Origin of the sequence: Mesorhizobium sp. ES1-4, assembly GCF_020164745.1 — a bacterium.
Classification (GTDB): Bacteria; Pseudomonadota; Alphaproteobacteria; order Rhizobiales; family Rhizobiaceae; genus Mesorhizobium.
The window spans coordinates 232,960-256,025 of record NZ_JAIUGV010000007.1 but is presented as its reverse complement, the minus strand read 5'-3'; the positions used below and the strand labels follow the sequence as shown (position 1 = coordinate 256,025).

The 23,066-nt window shown below is 64.1% G+C and carries 24 protein-coding genes, 1 tRNA gene and 1 pseudogene; 14 read left to right on the top strand and 12 right to left on the bottom strand.

Going from position 1 to position 23,066, the window contains the following annotated elements; translation table 11 throughout:
- Nucleotides 1–6 precede the first annotated feature (6 nt).
- The 5 genes from pdxY to LB556_RS15820 all read left to right on the top strand — a co-directional run bounded on the left by pdxY (nucleotide 7) and on the right by LB556_RS15820 (nucleotide 5,024).
- The gene (gene pdxY, locus LB556_RS15840) at nucleotides 7–891 is read left to right on the top strand and encodes a pyridoxal kinase PdxY (protein WP_224568551.1); all 885 of its coding nucleotides are present in this window, start codon (nucleotides 7–9) and stop codon (nucleotides 889–891) included.
- Nucleotides 888–1,658 carry a DUF429 domain-containing protein gene (locus LB556_RS15835; RefSeq protein ID WP_224568549.1) on the top strand — a complete coding sequence of 257 codons (771 nt, stop codon included), beginning with the start codon at nucleotides 888–890 and terminating at the stop codon, nucleotides 1,656–1,658. Before pdxY ends, LB556_RS15835 begins: the two co-directional genes overlap by 4 nt.
- 146 nt (nucleotides 1,659–1,804) lie before the next feature.
- Nucleotides 1,805–2,449, top strand: coding sequence for a carbonic anhydrase (locus tag LB556_RS15830; protein ID WP_224568547.1), 645 nt, complete (start codon nucleotides 1,805–1,807; stop codon nucleotides 2,447–2,449).
- Nucleotides 2,446–2,880 (top strand): nuclear transport factor 2 family protein, encoded by a 435-nt coding sequence (locus LB556_RS15825; RefSeq protein ID WP_224568545.1) that lies wholly within the window; start codon nucleotides 2,446–2,448, stop codon nucleotides 2,878–2,880. Before LB556_RS15830 ends, LB556_RS15825 begins: the two co-directional genes overlap by 4 nt.
- A gap of 89 nt (nucleotides 2,881–2,969) precedes the next feature.
- Nucleotides 2,970–5,024, top strand: coding sequence for a M3 family metallopeptidase (locus tag LB556_RS15820; RefSeq protein ID WP_224568543.1), 2,055 nt, complete (start codon nucleotides 2,970–2,972; stop codon nucleotides 5,022–5,024).
- 175 nt (nucleotides 5,025–5,199) lie between these two features.
- Here LB556_RS15820 and LB556_RS15815 read toward each other — a convergent pair whose 3' ends face one another.
- The 4 genes from LB556_RS15815 to LB556_RS15800 form a co-directional block, all read right to left on the bottom strand.
- Nucleotides 5,200–6,675, bottom strand: a complete 1,476-nt coding sequence (locus LB556_RS15815) for a M81 family metallopeptidase (protein WP_224568541.1) — start codon at nucleotides 6,673–6,675, stop codon at nucleotides 5,200–5,202.
- Nucleotides 6,676–6,752: 77 nt separating this feature from the next.
- Nucleotides 6,753–7,592: a carbohydrate ABC transporter permease gene (locus tag LB556_RS15810; RefSeq protein WP_224568539.1), complete on the bottom strand. Its 840-nt coding sequence runs from the start codon at nucleotides 7,590–7,592 to the stop codon at nucleotides 6,753–6,755.
- Nucleotides 7,589–8,458 (bottom strand): carbohydrate ABC transporter permease, encoded by an 870-nt coding sequence (locus LB556_RS15805; protein WP_224568537.1) that lies wholly within the window; start codon nucleotides 8,456–8,458, stop codon nucleotides 7,589–7,591. The genes LB556_RS15810 and LB556_RS15805 overlap by 4 nt, the downstream gene beginning before the upstream one ends.
- A 441-nt stretch (nucleotides 8,459–8,899) precedes the next feature.
- Complete coding sequence (locus tag LB556_RS15800; protein WP_224568535.1) at nucleotides 8,900–10,126, bottom strand: ABC transporter substrate-binding protein; 1,227 nt, start codon at nucleotides 10,124–10,126, stop codon at nucleotides 8,900–8,902.
- A gap of 178 nt (nucleotides 10,127–10,304) precedes the next feature.
- On the opposite strand from LB556_RS15800, the gene LB556_RS15795 reads away from it, so the two are divergent.
- From LB556_RS15795 to LB556_RS15785, 3 genes are read left to right on the top strand one after another with little or no spacing between them, the layout of a single operon-like run.
- Entirely contained in the window at nucleotides 10,305–11,075 is a 771-nt protein-coding gene (locus LB556_RS15795; protein ID WP_224568533.1) for an SDR family NAD(P)-dependent oxidoreductase, read from the top strand.
- A gap of 2 nt (nucleotides 11,076–11,077) precedes the next feature.
- Complete coding sequence (locus LB556_RS15790) at nucleotides 11,078–12,148, top strand: ABC transporter ATP-binding protein (protein WP_224568531.1); 1,071 nt, start codon at nucleotides 11,078–11,080, stop codon at nucleotides 12,146–12,148.
- 16 nt (nucleotides 12,149–12,164) lie between these two features.
- A complete protein-coding gene (locus LB556_RS15785; RefSeq protein ID WP_224568529.1) occupies nucleotides 12,165–13,046 on the top strand; it encodes a MurR/RpiR family transcriptional regulator in 882 nt (293 codons plus the stop codon).
- 80 nt (nucleotides 13,047–13,126) lie between these two features.
- Here LB556_RS15785 and LB556_RS15780 read toward each other — a convergent pair whose 3' ends face one another.
- Together LB556_RS15780 and LB556_RS15775 are read right to left on the bottom strand one after the other, a co-directional pair.
- Entirely contained in the window at nucleotides 13,127–13,441 is a 315-nt protein-coding gene (locus LB556_RS15780; protein WP_224568528.1) for a DUF167 family protein, read from the bottom strand.
- A gap of 4 nt (nucleotides 13,442–13,445) precedes the next feature.
- Complete coding sequence (locus LB556_RS15775; RefSeq protein ID WP_015315112.1) at nucleotides 13,446–13,739, bottom strand: YggT family protein; 294 nt, start codon at nucleotides 13,737–13,739, stop codon at nucleotides 13,446–13,448.
- Nucleotides 13,740–13,886: 147 nt separating this feature from the next.
- Here LB556_RS15775 and LB556_RS15770 point away from each other — a divergent pair.
- The 5 genes from LB556_RS15770 (at nucleotide 13,887) to LB556_RS15750 (ending at nucleotide 17,296) form a co-directional block, all read left to right on the top strand.
- Nucleotides 13,887–13,962: transfer RNA gene (locus tag LB556_RS15770), tRNA-Ala, on the top strand.
- Between the two features lie 302 nt (nucleotides 13,963–14,264).
- A complete protein-coding gene (locus LB556_RS15765; protein WP_224568526.1) occupies nucleotides 14,265–15,014 on the top strand; it encodes a helix-turn-helix domain-containing protein in 750 nt (249 codons plus the stop codon).
- A gap of 411 nt (nucleotides 15,015–15,425) precedes the next feature.
- The gene (locus LB556_RS15760) at nucleotides 15,426–16,484 is read left to right on the top strand and encodes a SagB/ThcOx family dehydrogenase (protein WP_224568524.1); all 1,059 of its coding nucleotides are present in this window, start codon (nucleotides 15,426–15,428) and stop codon (nucleotides 16,482–16,484) included.
- 66 nt (nucleotides 16,485–16,550) lie between these two features.
- Nucleotides 16,551–16,802 (top strand): hypothetical protein, encoded by a 252-nt coding sequence (locus tag LB556_RS15755; protein ID WP_224568523.1) that lies wholly within the window; start codon nucleotides 16,551–16,553, stop codon nucleotides 16,800–16,802.
- A 170-nt stretch (nucleotides 16,803–16,972) separates the two neighbouring features.
- The gene (locus LB556_RS15750; RefSeq protein WP_224568522.1) at nucleotides 16,973–17,296 is read left to right on the top strand and encodes a hypothetical protein; all 324 of its coding nucleotides are present in this window, start codon (nucleotides 16,973–16,975) and stop codon (nucleotides 17,294–17,296) included.
- Nucleotides 17,297–17,398: 102 nt separating this feature from the next.
- Here LB556_RS15750 and LB556_RS15745 read toward each other — a convergent pair whose 3' ends face one another.
- The 3 genes from LB556_RS15745 to exbB are packed head-to-tail and all read right to left on the bottom strand — an operon-like array spanning nucleotide 17,399 to nucleotide 19,731.
- Complete coding sequence (locus LB556_RS15745) at nucleotides 17,399–18,337, bottom strand: TonB family protein (protein ID WP_224568521.1); 939 nt, start codon at nucleotides 18,335–18,337, stop codon at nucleotides 17,399–17,401.
- Nucleotides 18,334–18,798: a TonB system transport protein ExbD gene (gene exbD, locus LB556_RS15740; RefSeq protein WP_224568520.1), complete on the bottom strand. Its 465-nt coding sequence runs from the start codon at nucleotides 18,796–18,798 to the stop codon at nucleotides 18,334–18,336. The genes LB556_RS15745 and exbD overlap by 4 nt, the downstream gene beginning before the upstream one ends.
- A gap of 12 nt (nucleotides 18,799–18,810) precedes the next feature.
- A complete protein-coding gene (gene exbB / locus LB556_RS15735; protein WP_224568519.1) occupies nucleotides 18,811–19,731 on the bottom strand; it encodes a tonB-system energizer ExbB in 921 nt (306 codons plus the stop codon).
- Between the two features lie 322 nt (nucleotides 19,732–20,053).
- On the opposite strand from exbB, the pseudogene LB556_RS15730 reads away from it, so the two are divergent.
- Nucleotides 20,054–20,739 (top strand): annotated as a pseudogene (locus tag LB556_RS15730) (cysteine hydrolase family protein).
- 21 nt (nucleotides 20,740–20,760) lie between these two features.
- Here the strand turns inward: LB556_RS15730 and LB556_RS15725 are convergent.
- The 3 genes from LB556_RS15725 to LB556_RS15715 form a co-directional block, all read right to left on the bottom strand.
- Complete coding sequence (locus LB556_RS15725) at nucleotides 20,761–20,916, bottom strand: hypothetical protein (RefSeq protein WP_224568518.1); 156 nt, start codon at nucleotides 20,914–20,916, stop codon at nucleotides 20,761–20,763.
- A gap of 135 nt (nucleotides 20,917–21,051) precedes the next feature.
- Nucleotides 21,052–21,996, bottom strand: coding sequence for an ABC transporter permease (locus tag LB556_RS15720; protein ID WP_224568517.1), 945 nt, complete (start codon nucleotides 21,994–21,996; stop codon nucleotides 21,052–21,054).
- Nucleotides 21,993–23,048 (bottom strand): ABC transporter permease, encoded by a 1,056-nt coding sequence (locus LB556_RS15715; protein WP_224568516.1) that lies wholly within the window; start codon nucleotides 23,046–23,048, stop codon nucleotides 21,993–21,995. Before LB556_RS15715 ends, LB556_RS15720 begins: the two co-directional genes overlap by 4 nt.
- Between the last annotated feature and the right edge of the window lie 18 nt (nucleotides 23,049–23,066).

Below are 23,066 nucleotides of genomic sequence, written 5' to 3'. Positions count from 1 at the left end.
AAAACAATGAGCGCCGAAAAAGCCGACGCGCCGCGCGCGGTCATCGTCATTTCCAGCCATGTCGCGCGCGGTTCGGTCGGCAACCGCGCCGCCGTCTTCGCGCTGGAGACACTGGGCTTTCCGGTCTGGGCGGTGCCGACAATCATCCTGCCCTGGCATCCCGGCCATGGGCGGGCGACCCGCATCGTGCCGCCGCTCGACCAGTTCAAGGCGCTGATGGCCGATCTCGAGCGTGCGCCATGGCTGGGTGAAGTCGGCGCCGTGCTTTCCGGCTACCTTGGCGAGGCCGGACAGGCCGAGGCGGTCGCTTCGCTGGTCGCCGCGGTCAAGGCCAGGACGCCTGGCGCCGTCTATATCTGCGATCCGGTGATGGGTGATTCCGGTGGGCTTTATGTGCCCGAGCCCACGGCCGCCGCCATGCGCGACCGGCTGATGCCGATCGCCGATATCGCCACCCCCAACCGCTACGAGCTGGAATGGATGGCCGGCGCGCCGCTGCCCGATCTGAAATCGGTGATCTCGGCCGCCCTCCACGCCGGACCGTCGACCATGCTGGTCACCTCCGCGCAATCGATGATGACGGGCGGCACCGGTAATTTGCTGCTCGACGGCACCCAGGCGCTGCTCGCAGAACACCGCCTGATCGACAAGCCGCCGAACGGGCTTGGCGACCTCACGGCGGCCGTCTATCTGGCGCGCATCCTCTCCGGTCAGCCGCCGATCAAGGCGCTGCAGTCGACCACGGCGGCGGTCTACGAGATCCTGGCGCGCACCGCCAAGCGCGGCGGCGATGAATTGCAGCTCGAAACCGACGCGCAGAGCCTGTCGCATCCGATGGCCATGGTCCAGCTTCGCCACCTCACGCATCCGGGGCGGGACCGCCGGGCGTGACCCCGGCCGGCACCGTGCTCGTCGGCGCCGACGGCTGCAAGGCCGGCTGGATCGCCGTGCGGCGCGCGCCTGGCGCTTCGCCGACCGTCGAGGTCTTTGACAGCTTTTCCGATTTGCTCGCGGCTAGTCCCTACAATGCGGTTGTCGCCGTCGACATGCCGATCGGCCTGCCCGAGTTCTCCAGCAGGGGCGGGCGCGGGCCGGAAGCGCTGGTACGGCCGCTGCTTGGCGCGCGCCAGTCCAGCGTCTTCTCGATCCCGTCCCGTGCCGCGCTCTATGCCGATACCGGCGGCTTCACCACGATCGAAGCCTGGTACGCGGCACACGGGAGGGCGAGCGACGTGGCCAGGACGACATCCGATCCACCGCGCGGCGTTTCCATCCAGGCTTTCGGCATCTTTTCGAAGATACGAGAGATCGACGCGTTGCTGATCGCGCGGCCCGAGCTGCGCGGCCGTGTCTTCGAATCGCATCCGGAAGTCGCCTTCTGCCGCCTGAATGGCGACCGGGCCATGTTGTTGCCGAAGAAGATCCGGGGCAGTGTCAATCCGGCCGGCATGGCGGAGCGCAAGGCGCTGCTTTGCCGGCACGGCTATGACATGGACTTCCTCGACCGGCCGCCGCCGCGCGGCGCGGCCGCCGACGATTTCCTCGATGCGGCGGCCATGATGCTGATCGCCGGCCGCATCGCCAGCGGCGAAGCAAAGCCGTTTCCCGACCCGCCGCTCGCCGACGATTTTGGCATACAGGTCGCTATCTGGGCGTGACCATGTCGGCGGGCGTTGCGCTTCGGCGCCTGGGATTTATGGCCAGCCGCCGCAATTCCGCATTGCTCATCGCGGGCGTTTGCCGCTAGAGCGTTTCGTCGACCGCAACGAGCTGCCGCCTCCAACCGGAAAGGCCTTAGCCGCCCATGCCTCATCTTCCCGACCACCTCCTCGCCGGCTATCGCAATTTCATGAATGGCCGCTATCTCACCGAGAGCGGCCGCTACCGCGAGCTCGCCCGCGAAGGCCAGGCGCCAGAAACCATGATCGTCGCCTGTTGCGATTCGCGCGCGGCGCCCGAAGCGATCTTCGACGCAGGTCCCGGCGAACTCTTCGTGCTGCGCAATGTCGGCAATCTGGTGCCGCCTTACGAGCCGGACGGCGAATTCCATTCGACCTCGGCGGCTCTCGAATTCGCGGTGCAGAGCCTGAAGGTCAAGAACATCGTCGTCATGGGCCATGGCCGCTGCGGCGGCATCCGCGCCGCGCTCGACACCACCTCGGCTCCCCTGTCTCCCGGGGATTTCATCGGCAAATGGATGAGCCTGATCGCGCCGGCCGCGGAGACGGTCTCGTCCAGCACCTTCATGACGGCGACCGAGCGCCAGACGGCGCTGGAGCGCATCTCGATCCGGTATTCCCTCGCCAATCTCAGGACCTTTCCCTGCGTGTCGATCCTCGAAGGCAAGGGGCGGCTGTCGCTGCACGGCGCCTGGTTCGACATTTCGACCGGCGAGCTCTGGGCGATGAACAAGGAGACCGGCGATTTCGAGCGGCCCGTGCTGGAATGAGCGCTACGGCGCGCCAGCTGACGGGCGTCCGGGCGGGCGTTTTGACGGCAGCCTTGTTGCTGTTGGCGATCGTGGCCGCTCGCGCCGATGACCGCGCCATCATCAGCCGCTGGTATTCGGCGCTGCTGGTCGCCGATCGCACCGAACTGGCGGACTTGCTCGCCGACGACGTCCGCATCGAGCTCGACGACCTCGGCGTCGTCCAGAGCAAACAGGAATTCATCGCCTCGCTCGACGAATGGAAAGGTGCGGCTGCAGGGGCTGCGATCCGCCACCGCATCGAGAAGAGCGAAGGCGGCGTCACCACGGTGATCGCCTGCTACGACTTCCCCAACAATGACATGCTGATGCAGGAAACCTTCGCGGTAGCGGGCAACCGCATCACCGCCAGCTCGCAAGCGGCGATCGCCGAAAACTGCGAAGGCTACTGAGGCGGATCGGCCCACTGGCATATTGCGGGTCGGCGGGCCGAGCCCTACATCGGTGACACCTCCTTCCTGACGCCAGCGAAAGACCCTCAATGCCCTCCACGAAAGCCGTCGATCTCACCGTCCATCCGTTGACCGCGTGGCGAGGGCCGCTCGGCCTGCCGGATTTTGCCGATATCGGCGACGGCGATTTTTCCCCGGTCTTCGACGCGGCGCTGAAGGCGCATGAAGCCGAGATCGACGTGATCGCCACCAACAAGGACGTGCCGACCATCGAGAACACGCTTGCCGCGCTGGAGCTCGGCGGCGAGGCGCTCGACCACGTGTCGTCGATCTTCTGGTGCCGCGCCGGCGCCTACACCAACGAGACGATCCAGGCGCTGGAGCGCGATATTTCGCCGAAGATGTCGCGGCACTTCTCGGCGATCTCGATGAACGAGAAGCTGTTTGCCCGCATCGACGATCTCTACCAGCGCCGCGAAGCGCTGAAGCTCGATGCCGAGACGTTGCGGGTGCTGGAAAAGACCTGGAAGGGCTTCGTCCGCTCCGGCGCCAAGCTCGACGCCGACGGCAAGAAGCGGCTGGCCAAAATCAGCGAAGAGTTGTCGTCGCTCGGCACGACCTTCGGCCAGAACGTGCTGGCCGACGAGCGCGACTGGGCGCTGTTCCTCGACGAGGCCGACCTCGCCGGCTTGCCGGATTTCGTGAAAAGTTCGATGGCCGAGGCCGCCGAGATGCGCGGCCAGAAGGGCCGCTACGCCGTCACCCTGTCGCGCTCTATCTACGAGCCGTTCACGACGTTCTCCGAACGCCGCGGCCTGCGCGAGATCGCCTATCGCGCCTTCACCATGCGCGGCCAGAATGGCGGTGCGTCGGACAACACGACCGTGGTGCGCGACATGCTGAAGCTGCGCGCCGAGAAGGCGAAGCTGCTCGGCTACGCCTCCTTCGCCGCGCTCAAGCTCGACGATACGATGGCCAAGACACCGAAAGCGGTGCATGCGCTGCTCGACCCGGTCTGGGAAAAGGCGCTGGAGAAGGCTGCCGCCGACCAGAAGGAGCTGGAGCGGCTGGCGGCCGAGGCCGGCAGCAACGAAAAATTCGCTGCCTGGGACTGGCGCTTCTACCAGGAGAAACTGCGCGCCGAGAAATTCGCTTTCGACGAAGCGGAGCTGAAGCCCTATCTCCAGCTCGACCGCATCATCAACGCCTGTTTCGACGTGGCGACGCGGCTGTTCGGCATCACTTTCGAGGAGAAGAAAGGCATTGCGGCCTGGCATCCGGACGCGCGCGTGTTCGTGGTGAAGAACGCCGATGGCAGCGAGCGCGGCCTTTTCCTGGCCGACTATTTCGCGCGACCTTCAAAACGCTCCGGCGCCTGGATGAGCGCGCTGAAGTCCGGCTATCGTCTCGGCCATGGCTCGCAGCCGGTGATTTACAACATCATGAACTTCGCCAAGCCGCCGGCGGGTGAACCAGCCCTGTTGTCAGTCGACGAGGCGAAGACCTTGTTCCATGAGTTCGGTCATGCGCTGCACGGCATGCTGACCGACGTCACCTGGCCGTCGGTTTCCGGGACCTCGGTCAGCCGCGACTTCGTCGAATTGCCCTCGCAGCTCTACGAGCATTGGCTGACGGTGCCGGCGGTGCTGGAAAAGCATGCCCTGCACGTCAGGACCGGCCAGCCGATGCCGAAGGCGCTGCTCGACAAGATGTTGGCCGCGCGTACTTTCGGCGCCGGCTTCGCCACCGTCGAGTTCACCGCCTCCGCCTTGATCGACATGGCCTACCATGCACGGCCCGATGCCCCGGAAGAGCCGCTTCGTTTCGAGGCCGAAACATTGGCAGAGCTCGGCATGCCCGACACGATCGCGATGCGCCATCGCACCCCGCATTTCGGCCATGTCTTTGCGGGCGACGGCTACTCGGCCGGCTACTATTCCTACATGTGGTCGGAAGTGCTCGACGCCGACGCCTTCGCCGCTTTCGAGGAGACGGGCGATCCCTTCGACCCGTCGCTGGCCGAGCGGCTGAGGAAGAATATTTACGCCGCCGGCGGCTCGAAGGATCCCGAAGAACTTTACACCGCATTTCGCGGCAAGATGCCCTCGCCTGAAGCGATGATGGTCAAGCGGGGATTGGTATAGCGCCGGCTAATCTCCCCCCTCGAGGGGGAGATGGCCGCGAAGCGGCCAGAGGGGGTCGTTGCGCGTGGAGCGCTGGCCCTTCCTTTTTTGCCGTTGCATGACGTTGCGGCAGTTCGGGCGACCCCCTCTGTCGCCTTCGGCGACATCTCCCCCTCAAGGGGGGAGATCATCAAAGTCACCTCCCCGCGCCCCACGGATCAGCCATCCTTGGCCACACTGGTCGCGTCAGCTTCGTGTAATTCGTCGCCGCCGGATTGCTGGGATACGAACTCGGCGCCGCGATATAGATGATCTCGGCAGCGATCGGTTCGAAGCCGGCGTAGAAATGATTTGTCGACTTGATCAGCAAGATGTCCTTCGACAGCGGATCGACGCCGATATTGGAGAAGACATCCGGCTCGAAGGTCTGCGTGCGGTTGGTGTTCAGGATCACATCGATCTCGGTGCCCTCGATGCGCACGACCGCTGACGGTCCCAATGTCACGCGACTCGGCCCGAAACTCTGCCAGCCTTCGCTGACAGCCTTCAGCACGGTGACGCGCGCGTCGATCGGCTCTCCGGCCTGCGGCCCGGCCTTGCCGCCGAAGCGCAGGTCGATGACCGCGCCCTCGCCCGCCGCCCGGCAGAAGGTCACCGCGATCGGATCCCAGATCGTCGCCACGCCGACGCTCGTAATGCCACGCGCCAGGAGTTCGCGCAGCACGATGGTGCCGTCGCCCGGCACCCCGCCACCGGGATTGTCCCAGATATCGGCGATGACCACCGGCTTGTGCCGCGCACGCACCGTGAGCGCGCGCTCGATGCCCTCGGCCGCACTCAGCATCGTCATCGCCGTCGATTCGCGCATGGCATAGAGTTCGCGTCCCAGCCGCTCCGCCAGCGCATCGCCCTTGGCCTTGTCATTGTCGGTGATGACCAGGATGCGCGTGCCCATCTCCGGCACGTCGGCGGCCATGAAGCCGTGGATGACCGAGACCGACAGCACGCCGTCCTTGCCGTGCAGCGCCTTGATGCGGTCGACAAAGGATCGCATCGGCTCGCGGCTGGTCGGCAGCACCTGGATCATGCGGCAGTCGAAGGTCGAGATGACGGGTTTGATCTCGCCGCGCACAGCGGCAAGCCCCAGTTCGACCACGTGCTCGCCGCGCTCATAAAAATCGGTGTGCGGGAATTCGAGGAAATAGGCCATGATATCGGACGCCGCCACGCGCTTCGGCGTCAGATGGCTGTGCGGATCGAACTCGCAGGCAATCACCACGTCGGGTCCGACGACGCCTCGAACCCGTTCCAGCAGGTCGCCCTCGCAGTCGTCATAGCCTTGCGCCACCATCGCGCCATGCAGGCCCAGCATGACGGCATCGACCGGCAAGGCGGCCTTCAGTTGACCGAGGATTTCGTCGCGCAGCGCTTCATAGGTCTGCCGCTGCACCAGGCCGCCGGGCTCGGCCCAGGTCGCGGTGCCCTCGATCACGGTGAGACCTTCCGCTGCCGCGCGCCGGCGCAGTGCCACGATCGGCGAGGAGCACAGGGTCGGCGTTTCCGGATGCTTGCCCGGCCCGGCATAGAACGCCATCTCGAACGAGGCCCGGTCGGTCGGCACCGGCGAGAAGGTGTTGGTTTCCGTGGCCAGCGAGGCGGTGAAGATTCGCATGAATGCTCCGTGAACTTCTTGTTTTTCGTAATTCCGGACGGAAAACCGCTGCGCACTTTTCCTGGAATCACCGACTGCTATTTGACCGCCCCGAGCGCCAGCCCCCGGACAAGATAGCGCTGCAGCCAGACGAACAGGATCGCCACCGGCAGCGTCGCCAGCAGCGTCGCGGCCATGACGTGGTGCCATTCGATCGTGTAGCGGCCCGCGACCAGCGAGAACACCTGGATCGGCAGCGTGTAGCTCTCCTGGCTGCGCAGCATGGTGAGCGCCACGACGAACTCGTTCCAGGCGTTGATGAAGGTGAAGATCGCCGTCACCGCGATCGCCGGCAGGCAGAGCGGCAGGAACACTTTTCGCAGCGTCAGCCAGCGGCCGGCACCTTCCATCCAGGCGGCTTCCTCGAGATCACGCGGAATGGTGTCGAAGTAGCTCTGCAGCATCCAGACCGTGAAGGCGACGTTGAAGGCCATGTAGATGAAGCCGAGCGCGGTGGTGCTTTCGACCAACCCCCAGGCGGCCATCAGCCGGAACAGCCCGAGCACCAGCACGATCGGCGAGATCATCTGCGAGATCAGCAGGAACTGGCGGAAGGCGCCATAGCCGGCGAAGCGGAAGCGTGACATTGCGTAAGCCGCCGGCACCGAGATCAAGATGGCGCCGATGGTGGCGATCACAGACACGTAGAGGGAATTGACCAGCGCCTGGCCGAAGCCGGTCGCCACCCACATGTCGGAGAAATTCGACCAGTGGAACTCGCTCGGCCACCAGGTGGGTGTCAGCACCTCGGTCCGCGGCTTCACTGCCGTCAGGAACATCACGGCGAAAGGAAAGAGCGTCACCACGATCAAAGGCGCCAGCAGCAACCAGGCGATGATGGTGCGTTTTAGCTTGCCGGTCGTGAGTCCATTTGTCATGCGCGCTGCTCCCGCATGGCCAGCCGCACATAGATCATGGTGAAGACCAGCAATATGGCGAACATCACCAGCGACACCGCGGACGCCTCCCCAAGTTTGCCGATGCGAAACGCCAGCTTGTAGAGATGGGTGACCAGGATGTCGGTCGAGTTGGCCGGCCCGCCCTGTGTCATCACCCAGATGATCGGGAACGAGTTGAAGACGTAGATGGTGTTGAGCACGATGGCGATGTTGATGAATGGCTTCAGCAACGGAAATGTGATCTCGCGAAACTGCTGCAGCGGCGTCGCTCCTTCGAGAGCGGCCGCCTCGTAGAGATCGTCCGGGATCGACGACAAGCCGCCGAGGAAGATTGTCGTGGTGAACGGCACCGTCACCAAGATGCCGATCAGCACCTGCATCGGAAACGCCGTCTCGGCGCTCGCGAGCCACTGGACGTTGTGGTCGATCAGACGGAGCCCGATCAGCGCCGAATTCAGCATGCCGCTTTCGCCGCTGAGCGCCCAGCGCCAGACAACCGCCGTCATGGTCAGCGACACCGCCCAGGGCAGCATGATGATGACGCGCGCAAGGCCGCGGCCGTAGAAATCGGTGTTGAGGATCATCGCCACCGGGATCGAGACCAGCAGCGCACCGCCAACCACCAGCACCGTCCACGCCCCCGTGCGCCAGAGAGCCGCGATGAAATCGGGATCGGCGGTGAGCGCCGCGAAATTGGCAAGACCGCTGAACTCGCGCAATTGGCCGAAGCGGCTGACGTCATGGGTGGATATCTGGATCAGGTCCCAGACCGGCCAGAAGATGACCACCGCCGCCAGGAACAGGCTCGGCAAGGTCAGGAGATAGGGCAGAAAGCGAGTTTGCATCGGCTGGTTTATACCGCATTGCGAGGCATCGGTGGCGCTGCTTGCCAGCGGGACTATTTCCGGTCTGTTCTCCTAGAGCCGGATGATTTCAGGTCGAGTCGACCTGAAATCTGAATCCGTCTCTAAATCAAAGAGATAGAGCATGATGTCATCCGAAAACCATTTCACACTTTTCGGCATCATGCTCTAGGCGCCGGGTTCCGAATTCCCTCCAGACGTCTGCGCTGCCCCTCACCTGCCTACCCGTCCTCTGCAGCAGTTGCGGAAGGGGGCCTTTCCTCTCCCCCGTCCATCGGGGGAGAGGAAAGGAGTCTGGCTGGGCGGCGCTGACACTCGCGATCTATCCTTTGCCTGGAGACTGGGGTGAGTGTGGCGCGCCCCGCCTGAGTCGGGGGCGCGCCACGGGCGCAGGGAGATACGCCCTATTTCTTGAGCACGGCCCTACTTCTTCAACACGGCGTTGGCCTTGGCCGCCGCCTCCTTCAGACCTGCCTCGGGGTCGCCGCCGAGATATATCTTCTGCATCGCATCCGATGTGATCTGGGCGACTTCTTCCCAGCCCGGGATGACCGGCGCGAAACGGGCATCCGGAAGCAGAGCGGTAAAGGCGGCCAGATCGGCGTTGTTGACGTAGTAGTCCATCTTGGCTTCTTCCTTGTTCACCGGCAGGAAGCCCTCGCCTTGCGTGAACTTGGCGCGCTGCTCCGTGGTGAACAGGAAGTCCATCAGCTTCCAGGCCTCGTCCTTGTTCTTGGAGTTCTTGAACATGATCATGGAATCGGTGACGCCATAGGTGCCACGTGCGCCGGTCGGGCCCGCCGGGATGGCGGCCACGCCGTATTTGAGGTTCGGCGCTTCATCCTTGATCTGGTTGGACAGGAAAGGCGCCGTGATCATCATGCCGACCTTGCCCTGCTTGAACAGGTTCTGCACGTCCTCGCGGTTGTTGGAGGTGACGCCGGGCTCGGTCAGCCCCTCGTCGATCATCGACTTGTAGAGCTTGGCGGCTTCGAGCGCACCGGGCGTGCTCAGGCCCGACGTGCCGTCCTTGTTGAGGATCTCGGTGCCCTGCGACCACATGGCGTAGTAGTAATAGACGTCGGTCTCGATCTCCTTGCCCTGCAGGCCGAAACCGAAGGCGCCCTGCGCCTTGATCTTGCGCGCATCCTCCTGCAGTTCGGTCCAGGTTGCCGGCGGCTTGGCGATGCCGGCTTTCTCGAACAGCTCCTTGTTGTAGTACATGGCGCGCGCCGAGGCGGCGATCGGCAGGCCATAGGTCTTGCCGCCCATGATCGACGGCGACAGGAAGGTATCGATGAAGCGGCCCTTGAATTCGGGCGTGATGTAGCTGTCGAGCGGCTCGGCCACATCCTGCTGGACGAAGTCGATCAGCCAGCGCGTGCCGATGATCGACAGATCGGCATTGGTGCCGGCGGTGATGTCGGTGGTCAGCTTCTGCAAGAGCACATCCCACGGCACCACTTCGAACTTGACCGTGATGCCAGGGTTCTTCGCCTCGAACTCCTTCTTGACCTGCTCGAAATAGGGGCCGGTCTTGGCGCTGTATTCGGCTACGGTAACCCGCACTTCGCCTGCCTCCGCTTGCGCCGCGTAGGCGAGCATGCCCATTCCGGCCATCAGGCCGGCAGTCCATTTCGCGAGGTTCATCCGATCTCTCCCATTTGTTCCGCACCTTTGCGCCTGTGCCGGCGCCGAGCCAGGATTTATGTGACTTTCCTACATTATCGAGGAATTGGCGGCATGCAAGCGGATTATCATGTTGCTTAATTACATTCGATTCTCTAGCCTGCCGGCATCTGTCTGACCTGCGGGAGGAGCAAGCGCCGTGGTTTCGAGAGCCGAATTCGAAGGCAGGACCGTCGTTGTCACCGGCGCCGGTGGCGGCCTTGGCTCGGCGATCGTTGCGCTGCTGGCGGCCAGGGGCGCGCGGGTGGTTGGCTGCGACCAGTCCGGGGAGGCGCTGGCGAGCCCGCACCTTGCCTCGCGCCATGTCTTCGACCTTCTCGATCGCGCTTCCATCGAAGCCGCGACCGCCGCCGTGCTCGAAAAGGACGGCGTCCCCGATATCCTGATCAACAATGCCGGCTGGACCCGCGCCGAGACGCTTGATGCCCTGACGGCGGACAGGATCGAGCATGAACTCGACCTCAACCTCACCGGGGTAATGGTTTTCGCCGACCCCATCGCCAAGGCGATGGCCGCGCGCGGTTCCGGCAGCGTCGTCTTCATCTCCTCCGTCAACGCCATCGCGCATTTCGGCAACCCCGCTTATGCCGCCGCCAAGGCCGGCATCAACGCTTATGCCAAATCGATCGCCGTCGAGCTGGGCCGCAGCGGCGTGCGCGCCAATGTGGTCTGCCCGGGATCGATCCGCACCGCCGCCTGGGACCATCGCCTCGCCAAGGACCCGGAGATCCTGGGCAAGCTCAAGCGGCTTTATCCGCTCGGCCGCATCGTCAATGCCTCGGAAGTGGCCGAAGCGGTGGCTTTCCTTGCTTCCGACCGCGCCTCGGGCGTAACAGGCGTGGTGATGCCCGTGGATGCGGGATTGACCGCCGGCTGCCTGCCGTTCATCGACGACATATTGGGAGCGTGACCATGACCGACGTCGAGTTTCGCAACCTGTCGAAATCCTTCGGCCAGCACAAAATCCTCGAGAACATCAGCCTCGACATCAAGAGCGGCGAGTTCGTCGTGCTGGTCGGCCCATCCGGCTGCGGCAAGTCGACCTTGCTGCGCATGCTGGCGGGGTTGGAGACCATCAGTTCCGGCGATCTGTTGATCGGCGGCACGCGCGCCAACGACCTGCCGCCGCAGCAGCGCAACATCGCCATGGTGTTTCAGTCCTACGCACTGTTTCCGCATCTTAAGGCATCGGATAATATCGGCTTCGGCCCGAAGATCCGGGGCGAGAGCCGCACCGCCATCGATCAGAAGGTCAAGAAGGCGTCCGGCGTCCTCAACCTATTCTCCTATCTCGACCGCTACCCCCGCCAGCTCTCGGGCGGCCAGCGTCAGCGCGTCGCCATGGGCCGTGCCATCGTGCGCGAGCCGTCGGTATTCCTGTTCGACGAACCGCTCTCCAACCTCGACGCCCAATTGCGCGTGCAGATGCGCACCGAGATCAAGGCGCTGCACCAGCGGCTGAAGTCGACCATCGTCTACGTCACCCACGACCAGATCGAGGCCATGACCATGGCCGACCGCATCGTGGTGATGGACCGCGGCAGGATCCAGCAGGTCGGGGCACCGCTGGAGCTCTACGACCGGCCGGCCAACAAGTTCGTCGCCGGCTTCCTCGGTTCGCCGTCGATGAGCTTTGTTTCCGGAGCGCTGAAGACGACCCCCGACCAGACCTGGTTCGAGTCGGCCGGCGGCGGGCGGCTTGCGCTCGCCGGCAAACCGGTGCCGGCAGGCAGTGCCGTCGAAGCCGGCATCCGGCCCGAGCACTTCATCATCGGTGAAGCCGCCGACGCCATGGCGCTCAAGGTTGACGTCGTCGAGCCGACTGGTTCCGAAACCCATGTCTACGGCGCCATCGGCGCCGACACGGTGCGGGCCGTGTTCCGCGACCGTGTGCCGGTCCGGCCAGGCGAACTGCTCCCGGTCTCGGTCGATCCCGGCAACATCCATCTGTTCGACACGGCGACGGGCCTGCCACTGAGATGACGACGGAAACCCGGATATGAAGACGCCGGCCGACATCATCACGCGGCTGCAGCTGATGTCGCAGGACGGCACCAAGTCGGATAGGCGGCTGGCAAGCCTCGTTCTGTCCGACCTCGACTTCGCCTCCAAGGCGGCGATCTCCGAGATCGCCGCGCGCGTCGGCGTCAGTGAGCCGACGGTCACCCGGTTTTGCCGCAACCTCGGCTGCGAGGGCTTGCGTGACTTCAAGTTCTACCTGGCGCAGGCCATTGCCATCGGCGGCCAGTATCTGTCACCGGAGCCGCTGAGCCGCGACGCGCGCGAGCAGCGCATTGCGTCGGCCATCACCGAAGCGGCTGTTACAGCCATCCAGCGCGCCGGCGAGAACCTCGACATGACGACATTGGTCGATGTCGCCGCGCGCCTTGCGGCGTCGGGCAACGTGCTGTGCATCGGTTCGGGTGGCATTTCCTCGATGATGGCGACCGAAATGCAGAACAGGCTGTTCAGGCTCGGCCTGCCGGTTCTGGCGCAGATCGACGGCCAACTGCAGCGCATGTACGCCGCCGTCGCCACGCCAGACACCACCGTGGTCGCCTTCTCGGTCTCGGGCTATGCGCGCTCGGTCATCGAGGCGGTGCAGGTCGCCCAGCAATATGGCGCCGCCACGGTGGCCGTCACCGCGCCCGACTCCGCATTGGCCAAGGCCGCCGACACGGTCATCCATCTGCTGCCGCTGGAGGACGGCAACATCTACAAGCCGACATCGTCGCGCTACGCGCTGCTGGCGATCGTCGACATGATCGTGACATCGGTTGCCGAGACGCGCGGCCCGAAGGTGCTGGAGAACCTGCGCCGTATCAAGCAGAGCGTGAACACATTGAAGGTCGACGACCCGCGTTTGCCGCTGGGCGATTGAGGAGTCGGCGCCTGAACTGCCAATCTCGGTCAAGCGGGGCAGATGTCCGGCAGGACAGGGGGCGCTGTACGGCCCGCATCTCAATTCTGGAAAAGCGCTTCGACACCTCTTGCCAGCGCCTCCGGATCATCGGCAATGCGCAGCGTCTTGAGCCGGGCCGTGCCGCCGGCAACGACCGAAACGGCCGATGCCGGAACACCCAGCGCCTTGGCGACCATCTTCTCCAGCGCTTGATTGGCGGCGCCGTTTTCCGGCACGGCGCGGACCCGCGCCTTCACGTGACTTCGTCCGTCTGCTGACGCCTCGACGCCATCGATCCGGTCCATCGCCGCTTTCGGTGTCAGCCGGACAAACAGATCAATGCCGTTCTCGCGAATGCGGTACGGCTCGCCCATGCGATCAGGCCAGCAGCAGCGGCGCGACCGTGGTGAGAATGAATTGCCTGAGGAAGAACAGGATCAGCAGCAGGATGATCGGCGAGATGTCGATGCCGCCAAGATCGGGCATGAATCGGCGGATCGGCCGCAGCGCCGGCTCGGTCAGCCGGTAGAGCATGTTGCCGATGCTGCCGACGAACTGGTTGCGCGAGTTGACGACGTTGAAGGCATAGAGCCAGGAAAAGATCGCCGAGGCGATGATGACCCACCAATAGAGGTCGAGCGCCATGACGATGGTTTGAATGAGGGCGAGCATGCCGGTCTCCGGTTGTTGCCGACATGTAGCCATTACGCGCCAAACCGGCAAGGGCAGGCTTGCGCCGCGCGGCCGGCGTTCGGTTTTCGATGAAGCGCCGCCTTGACAGGAAACCGCGTCGCCCGATAAATGCGCCATCCGCTGGACGGGGCTGTAGCTCAGCTGGGAGAGCGCGTCGTTCGCAATGACGAGGTCAGGAGTTCGATCCTCCTCAGCTCCACCAGCGGAATAATCATTCTCCACTTTTCGCTGCGCCGGCGAGGCGCAAGCACCGTTCGCCGCGTCGATAGCCCAAAAAAGGCCCTATGCGATTTCGCGGGTTTCCTCGCAAGACAATTGTCAATTGGACTTATGGCGATGGTCGCTGTCGGATTGCGCTATTTTTTTTTCGCAAGCCGTCCCATTAGACTGACGTCACCAAATCAGTTTTTCCTGTGTGTTGTGGTCAGGCGTTTCGGCGGGGCGACCGATGGCGCTATAGGGATTTTCGAGTCGAAATGAAAATTCGCCTGCGAAAGCAAAGACGTGTCAATTCGCGAGAATCTCGCTGCAAATCTCAGACGGCTCTGCAAGGACCATGCCTCCATTAGCGCGGTATGCCGCGAGTTGGGCATCAACCGTACGCAGTTCGAGCGTTACCTGCAAGGGCAGACCGTTCCCAACAAGGCCACGGCCAAGCTGATCTGCGACTACTTCAGCATCGATGAAGCCGAACTTTACCGGGATCCCGGCACTCCGGATCTCCCGGTTGCCGGCCTGCCACCGATTTCCGAAAGCCTGTTCATCCAGATGATCCGTCCGCCCGCCCCGTCGATCGCGGGCGGCACCTATTTCACCTATTTTTCGATCCCGACCCGCTCCGACCTGCTGATGCGTTCGGTGACCTTCATACGCCGCGAGGCCGAGTTGGTGACGTTCCGCAGGGTAACCGGATGGTCGGAGCGCGGCGGCTCGACCTGGGCGCGGGCGCGCGGCAATCACTATGGCGTGGCGATTTCGCGCCTCAACTGGATCTATTTCAGCGGCATCAACCGCCGCCAGACCGGCGAGCCGTCGCTGATTTCGGTGCAATGGGCACCGATCTCCGAACCGGTGCTGACAGGCAAGGCCATGCTTCTGACCGAAGCTGGGCCGGCATTCGTGTCGGTCATCATGCGGCAGGACATGTCCAATATCCGGCCCAGGCACGCGATCCGCATGGCGCATGTCGTCAGGCTCGACGATCCCAGCATCGATCAGCTTGTCGTCAGCCTTGCCCGGGATGGGCTCGATTAGCCCGCTTGCTTACGCTAAATAGGAATAAGAACATCCAGAAAAAGCGTATGCCGACCATTGCTTACTCCCTATCTGAGTAAAATCGATTCTTTAGACTTTAACACCAAGAAAGATATTTTAGCTCATAGTTGAGTTACTGCAATTTTAACAAATCATTAACTCTTTCGACCTTACCTTTCTTGTCGCGGATCCCTTGTGGGATCCTTCAACAGATCCCATTGGGGGGTCGGGAAAGGGAACGAAAATGGCCAAGAAAGTGACCAATGCCCCGAAGCTGACGGTTGCAGCCGGCACGCAGACCGTCTTCTTCTCGCAGGGCATGCACTACAACAAGCGCTGAAGTCGTTCGGCGCCGACGGGCATCCGCCTGTCGGCGCTTCGCGTCCACGAATGGCACTCAGCATCATGAAAATGCGCTCCTCAAAAACGCTCGTCTTCTACCCTGGGACCAACAAGGTCACAGCCTGCAACTTCCTGACCAGAAGCGTCTTCGAATGCAGCCCCGAAGTGGTCGGCCTCCTCGCTTCCTGGGATGAATGGGCTTCCGCGGCGGAGATCGCCCGCGCCCACGGCTGGTCGAAGGCGGACCTGAACGCCATCGTCCCGCAACTGCTCGATTTTTCCGCCCTCGTCACTGCCGGCTCGCCGCTCGCCGAACAGGAAACACAGTTCTCCGGGCAATGGGGCTGGGGCCTGCCGACCGCGCTGATGCATTTCTGCGTCCAGGACTCGGAGTTCATGACCATCGAACAGGCGGAGGCGCGGCAGATCGAACGCGCCGGCCATGTCGCGCAGCCGGACCTCCTGCTCAGGAATGCCGCGGACGCCATCCGTCTGCCGGACGCGCTGGCCGACAACGAGCTTCTGACCCTGATGGCCAGGCGCCGCACAAACCGCACCGCGGCGGCACCAACCATCACCTTGCGGCAGCTTTCGGATTGCCTTTTCGCGGGCATGGGCATTACCGGCGAGACCCGCAATTGCGTCGGCGCCCTGCCGCTCGGCATGACCCCTTCGGGCGGTGCGCGAAACCCCTATGAGGCCTATGTGGTTGCGCTTGGCGTCGAAGGTCTGGAGCCCGGCGTCTATCACTATTCCGCCGCTGAACATGATCTCGGCAGGATTTCTGCCAATCATCTGCCGAAGATCTCGGAACTGGTCGGCGGACAGGAATGGGTTGACGCCATGCCGTGTCTCGTTCTGCTTTGCGCCAGGCTCGATCGCACGATGTGGAAATATGAGGACGCCAACGCCTACCGCGTCGTGCTGATCGAGGCCGGCCATATCGGCCAGAACATGATGCTGGCGGCAACCAGGCACGGCCTGTCGGCCTGCCCAACGGCCGCGCTGAGCCATTCGGAAATCAAACGCCTGCTGGGCCTCGACCGCCTCACCGACGCACCCGTCTATGCGTTGACGCTCTCAACTCCGGAACCTGACCCGCATTCGGCGGGCCATTCGATCAATTAGCCGCCTCACTATATCCGGGGCAGCCGGTACACGTTCCAGAGTTCCATCCGATAACAGGAGCAGCACATGCCAAATCGGTCCTTACGCCAGTCAGATCTCGACAGCCTTCAATATATCGCGACGATGACCAATGAGCTGGTGCAGATGGCCGAAGCAAGCCGTTTTCCCATGATCTCCTATCTGCTCGGCATGGCTTATGCCGAGGCCTTTGATGTCTTGCGCGGCGCGCGGCCGGCCAGACATACGCAGCTCAACGGCAACCCTGTGCACGCCAAGGCACGCGTGAAAGACAACCACGCTCAGCCGCGGACAGCGTAGCGCGGTGCAGTTATCAGGCTATGCGGGGCGGCTGGCTCGCTGCCGAACCGGTCGCAGACGCTGTGCGGGCCGCAAAGCTTGCTGCGCTGCCGAGAAAGGCCGCCGCGGACCTGATCGCCCGCGGCCTACCAAGCGGACATTCATGCGCACAAATTTGAGGGGACCAGAAAATGAACATGATCGCGACCATCAGGAGCGCCGACGCCAGCGAAAGCGTCTTTGCCCGTTTGAATGCCCTGATCGCCAGCCGGCCGGGCTCGCCCGATGCCGCCCGCGCGGAGGCGCGGCAGCTGATTTCCATGGCAATGGCCGACACGTGGCATGCCGACAGCCTGTGGGGCGCGGCCGATGCCTTTCACGCCCATTTCGACTTCATGATGCAGTCCATCGACATCAATGGCGCCAGCGATCCCAACCTCGGAATCCTGCGCACCAGATGCCGCTTCTACCTGGAACAGGTCGAGGCGCTCTGCCAGTCCATGAGCCAGCGATAGACACCGTTCCATTCGTGCTTCAACGCATGGGCGGCGGCGGCTAGAGCATTCCAGGAAAACCGCGTAGCGGTTTTCCGTCCGGAATTGCGTGAAAACAAAGCTCTAGTCCCGCAGACTGAACACAAATGGTGCCGTGCGGCTGACGCGCGAGCCAAGTTCCGGCGGCGGCGGCGGCACCGTTGCACCCTGCAGCACCGCGAGCGCGGCATGATCGAGCTCAGGATCGCCCGACGAACGGACCACGCGCGCTGAGATCACCCGGCCTGAGGCATCCATCGTGAAGGCCACGTTGGTGTTGCCCTGCGAGCGCCTGGACCTCGCCCCGCTGGGATAACGCTTGTGCCGATTGATCCATGCCGCCAGACGGGACTCCCACTTGGCTCGGCCGATACCCGAAACCCCGGACGCCGATTTCGGCGCGGCCGCCCTGGCCAACGGTCTCGCCTCCGCGCTTGCGTTGGCCGCCATCTTTGCCGGTTCTGCCTTTTCCCTCCTTGGCCGCGGCCTGGACTTTTCGGCCGGCTTCTTCGTCTTGGCCTGGACCGGCTGCTCCTCCCTTGGCTCCTCGACCGGCCTTGGTCGCGGCAGTGGAACGGCCACGTCTGGCGTAACGGCCGCGGCGGGCACGACCTCCTCCAGCGGCGGCTGGTCGACCGGTTCGGCCTTCGTCATCTCCTTGGGCTCGTCCAGCGGCGACAACTTCGGCTCGGCGGCAGGCTCCACCTGCTCGACCAGCTTGTCGGGCTCGGCCTCGGCGGTCTTCCCGGTCTCTTCGACCGGCTCGGTCTGGTCGGGGATCGCCGGATCGAGCATGGCGGCCTGCTCGGAGACCGCCGGCGTCACCATCATCTGTACCATTTCGATTGCCGGAGCTGGCGGCGGCCCGCTATCCGACAGCTCGACCGGACTGAAATCCTGCACGGCATAAGCGACCGCAGCATGCGCCCCAAGCATCAGCACCGCCGCACATGCCCAGAGGCCAAGGTCGCGCCAGCCGAAGCGCGACAGCACCACCGTGGGCGAGGCGGACGATGGGGTCATGGGGCGGCCGTCGCGCCTGGCACCGGTGCGGCCGCATCGGCGGGCGCGGTCTCCAGGCCGACCAGGGCCACCTTCAGATAGCCGGCGCCACGCAACAGGTTCATCGCCTCCATCAGGTCGCCATAGGCGACCGCCTTGTCGGCGCGCAGGAAGATCCGCGTCTGCTTGTCGCCCTTGGTGCGGCTGTCGAGCGTGGCGGCGAAAGCCGGGCGCGGCACGCTGTCATTGCCGATGGCAAGCGTGAGGTCAGCCCTCAATGTCAGGAAAAGCGACGTCTCGGGACGCGGCACCGGCGTTGCGGTCGAGCCGGGCAGGTCGACATTGACATCCACCGTCGCCAGCGGCGCGGCGACCATGAAGATGATCAGGAGCACAAGGATGACATCGATGAACGGCGTGACGTTGATCTCGTGGCTTTCCTCGAGATCGTCGTCCATGGCCTGGCGCATTCGGCTGCCCATGGTCTTGCTCCGCTACTCGGCCGCCGGCGCTGTCGCGGGCGCGACAGTACGGAAATCGAGCTCCCGGCTGACCAACCGTTCGACGCTCGCCGAAGCGTCGGCCAGAATCTGCCGGTAGCCGGCTATCGAGCGGGCGAAGACGTTGTAGATGACGACGGCGGGAATTGCCGCGACCAGCCCCATCGCGGTGGCCAGCAGCGCCTCGGCGATGCCTGGCGCGACCACGGCGAGATTGGTGGTCTGCGCCTGCGAAATGCCGATGAAGGCGTTCATGACGCCCCAGACGGTGCCGAGCAGGCCGACGAAAGGCGCGGTGGAACCGATCGTCGCCAGCAGGCCGGTGCCGCGCGCCATGCGCCGCGACGCGGCGGCCTCGATGCGCGACAGGCGCGAGGCGATCCGTTCCTTCAGCCCGTCCCCGCCGACATGATCCAGCACGCCGGCCGAAAGCGCGGTCTCTTCCTCGGCGGCCCGCACCAGCAGCGCGCCGGGACCGCCACAGCGGTAGAGCGCGCGGCTCGCCTGTTTCAATGTCGCGGCATCGCCGATGGCGCGGACGGCACGGCAGACGCGCAGCTTGCCGCCGAGTATCTCCAGCGATTTGGCCAGCCATATCGTCCAGGTGACCAGCGACGCGAAGGCCAGTCCGATCATCACACCCTTCACGATGATGTCAGCGCTCATGAACATGCCCCATGGCGACAGGTCGTCGTGCGGCAGGTTTAGTTGCATCGCCCCCGTGGGTGCCGCCCCCTCCGGCGGCGCGGGCGCCGGCGTCGCGAGTGCGGCTGGACCAGCTTGCGCCGCTTCAGCCGGCGCGGCAGGTGCCCCGACTGCCGAAGCAGCGCCGGCCGGTAGCTCCTGGGCCATCGTGCCGGTCGCCGCCAGGATCACCGACGCGACCAACGTCGCCAACAACCCATGTCTCGACACGAGCTTCTTCCTTGTTCCCATGGCGGCCAGCCAATTCCTGGTTCCACCACTCCTGGCGAAGTCATCGCCGCACATAGCCTTGCATGATCTCGCGCCGTGTGCCGTGCGTCAGACCGAGCACATCCAACTGGTGGACTATAAAACATGACAGTTATAGTCAACATTAAAGATGACTTTCATTCAACAATTTGGGAGTTTGCCGGCCAGAAACCTTAAACGCCACGGGCCGCCAGCTTGTTCTCCCAGACGGCGCGACGCCGGCATTCGGTGTCGCCGCATCGATGCGAACCCGCTAGAGTGATCCGGCGGCATGGAGCTCCCGATGATCAAGGCAATTCCCTTCGACTACCCCTACGACGGCAGGCTGGTTGCCGAAAACACCGCGTTGATCGTCATCGACCTGCAGCAGGATTTCCTGTCGACGACGGGTTATTTCGCCAGGAAGGGCTATGACCCCTCGCCGCTGCGGGCGATCCTGCCCACGGTGAACCGCCTGATCGCGGCCGCGCGCAGGGCCGGGCTGACCGTCGTCCACACCAGGCAGGGTTACCGTGCCGACATGGCCGACAGACGCCCTACGAGAAATGGCGCCGCGAGCGCGCCGGCCTCGACGGCACCGACGTCCTGCTGCGCTCGGGCGCAGGGTTCCAGATCGTTCCGGAGATCGATGTCGCGCCCCACGACATCATCGTCGACAAGACCTGCAACAGCGCCTTCACCTATACGGATTTCGAGCTTGTGCTGCGCGCGCGGGGCATCACACATCTGATGTTTTCCGGCTGCACGACGGATGTCTGCGTCCACACCACGCTGCGCGAAGCCTGCGACCGCAACTTCCAGTGCCTGACGATTTCGGACGCCTGCGCCAGTGGCGACAGGCAAGCGCATGAAGCGGCGTTGCACATGGTCACGGTCGAGGATGGCGTTTTTGGCGCGTTGACCGATTCCGCCGCCGTCATCCAAGCTCTGTCGAGGCTTGGCGACAGGCGGGAAGCAAAAGGAGCCTGATGGACCGCGGTCCCTGTCGCTCTAGGGAATAAGGCCCAGCACCACCGCCCCGGTGAACACGAACGCAAGGACAAAGATCAGATAGGCGAAAGTCCCGGCATAGGCCGGGCGAAAGCCCTGGGCATTGGCCAGCCTCTGGCCGCCATTGTCGGTCCGGGCGTTCTGGATGTAGGACATATAGGCCTCCGTCTCGCCGGTTAATCTATAAAACTTGTAGACTTTGTCGAGTGCTATTTTCTCGTCATTGATAGAATTTTGTTCTCGTAATTCGCTAAACAATGGTGGAAATTGCTGTAGGCGCGAGACTCCGCCCTATCGCTCCTCCCGCCGAAACGGCTTCAGCAGCGCCGACGGTGCCACAGCGTTGCGCGACATGACCGCCATGGCGACGATCGTAAAGATGAACGGCAACATCAGGAACGCCTCATAGGGGATATGTCCCAAACCGCTCGCCTGCATGCGCAATTGCAAGGCATCGACGAAAGCGAACAGCAGCGCGGCCCCCGCCGAGCGCCACGGATCCCAGCGGCCGAACACGACCAGCGCGATCGCCACCCAGCCGCGCCCGGAGACGACACCGAAGGTGAAGGCGTTGAACTGCGCCATCGACAGGAAGGCGCCGGCGAGCCCCATCAGGGCACCGCCGAGGATGACCGCCTGGAAGCGCGTGGCGATGACGCTTACGCCGGCCGAATCGGCGGCGCGCGGATTTTCGCCCACCATGCGCACCGACAGGCCCCACGGTGTGCGGTAGAGCACGAAGGCGGCGAGCGGAATGGCCAGGATCGCCATGTAGACCAGCGCGAACTGGTTGAACACGGCCGGGCCAAGCACGGGAATGTCCGACAGAACCGGGATCGGCAGCGTCTGAAAACCCTTGATGCTCGGCGGCACCGATTGCTGGCCGAAGATCAGCCGGTAGAGGAAATAGGCGAGCCCCGACGAGAACAGCGTCACGCCGATCCCGCAGACATGCTGGCTGAGGCCGAGCGCCACAGTGAACAGCGCATGCAACGCGCCCATCAGCATGCCGGTCAGCACCGCTGCCAGCACCCCCAGCCACAGGCTGCCGCTGAAGCTGGCGGCGGTGAAGCCGGTCATGGCGCAAAGCAGCATGATGCCTTCGATGCCGAGATTGAGCACGCCGGCCCGTTCGGAGAACATCTCGCCGAGCGTGGCGAAGGCGAGCGGTGTGGCGATGCGGATGATGGCGGCGAGGAAGCCAACCTGGAAAATCTGTTCGAACACCGCACTCATGGGACGGCTCCGACGCGGCGGATGCGATATGCGGTGAACAGCAGCGCCACCAGCATGGCGAGCAAAGCGGTGCCCTGGATGACATCGCTGAGGAAGGCCGGCACCCCGGTCGCGCGCGACATCGCCTCGGCGCCCGTCATCACTGCGGCGAGGAAGACCGCCGCCGGCACGACGCCGAGCGGGTTGAGCCGCGCCAGCATGGCGACGACGATGCCGGAATAGCCGTAGCCCGGCGAGATGTCGCTCATCACCTGGAAATGCACGCCGCCGACCTCGCCGACGCCGGCAAGGCCAGCCAGCGCGCCCGACAGCAATGCCGTCGAGATCAGCACCCGCTCGACGTGGATGCCGCCATATCGGGCGGCTTCCGGGTTTTCGCCGGTGACCCTGATCCTGAAGCCGAGCGTCGTGCGCACGATCAGGAACCAGATCAAGGGTGCCGCGATCAGCGCCACGATGACGCCGAGATGCAGTCGCGTGCCTTCGATCAGCACCGGGAAATTCGCCGAATCCTCGATCGGCGGCGAGATCGGGTAACCGCTGAACGAGTCCTTCCACGGCCCTTCGATCAGCGCCATCAGTGCGTAGTAGATGACCGAGTTGAGCAGCAAGGAACTCACCACGTCATCGACCTTGAATTTTACGCGCAACGTCGCTGGCACCAGTGCGACGGCGGCCCCGGCCGCGGCTCCGGCGATCGCCATCGACAGCATCGCCAGCGGTCCCGGCATGGGGATGGCGCCGACGAAGCAACTGGCCACCGCACCGGCCAGCAGTTGGCCCTCGGCGCCGATGTTCCAGAATTTGGCGCGGAAGGCGACAGCGACCGCCAGACCGGTGAAGATCATCGGAGCGGCGCGCACCAGCGTTTCGGTGATGGCATAGCTGTCGCCGAGCGAAGCGGTGAACATCACGCCGTAGGATTCGAACACGCCGGCTCCGGCCAGCGCGATGAGGCCGCTGCATAGCACGAGCGTGGCGGCGATCGCCAGCAGCGGCAGCGCGAGGTTGAACCAGGCGGGCGTCGAGGGGCGGACTTCGAGGCGGAACATCAAATGTGGTCCCCCGCC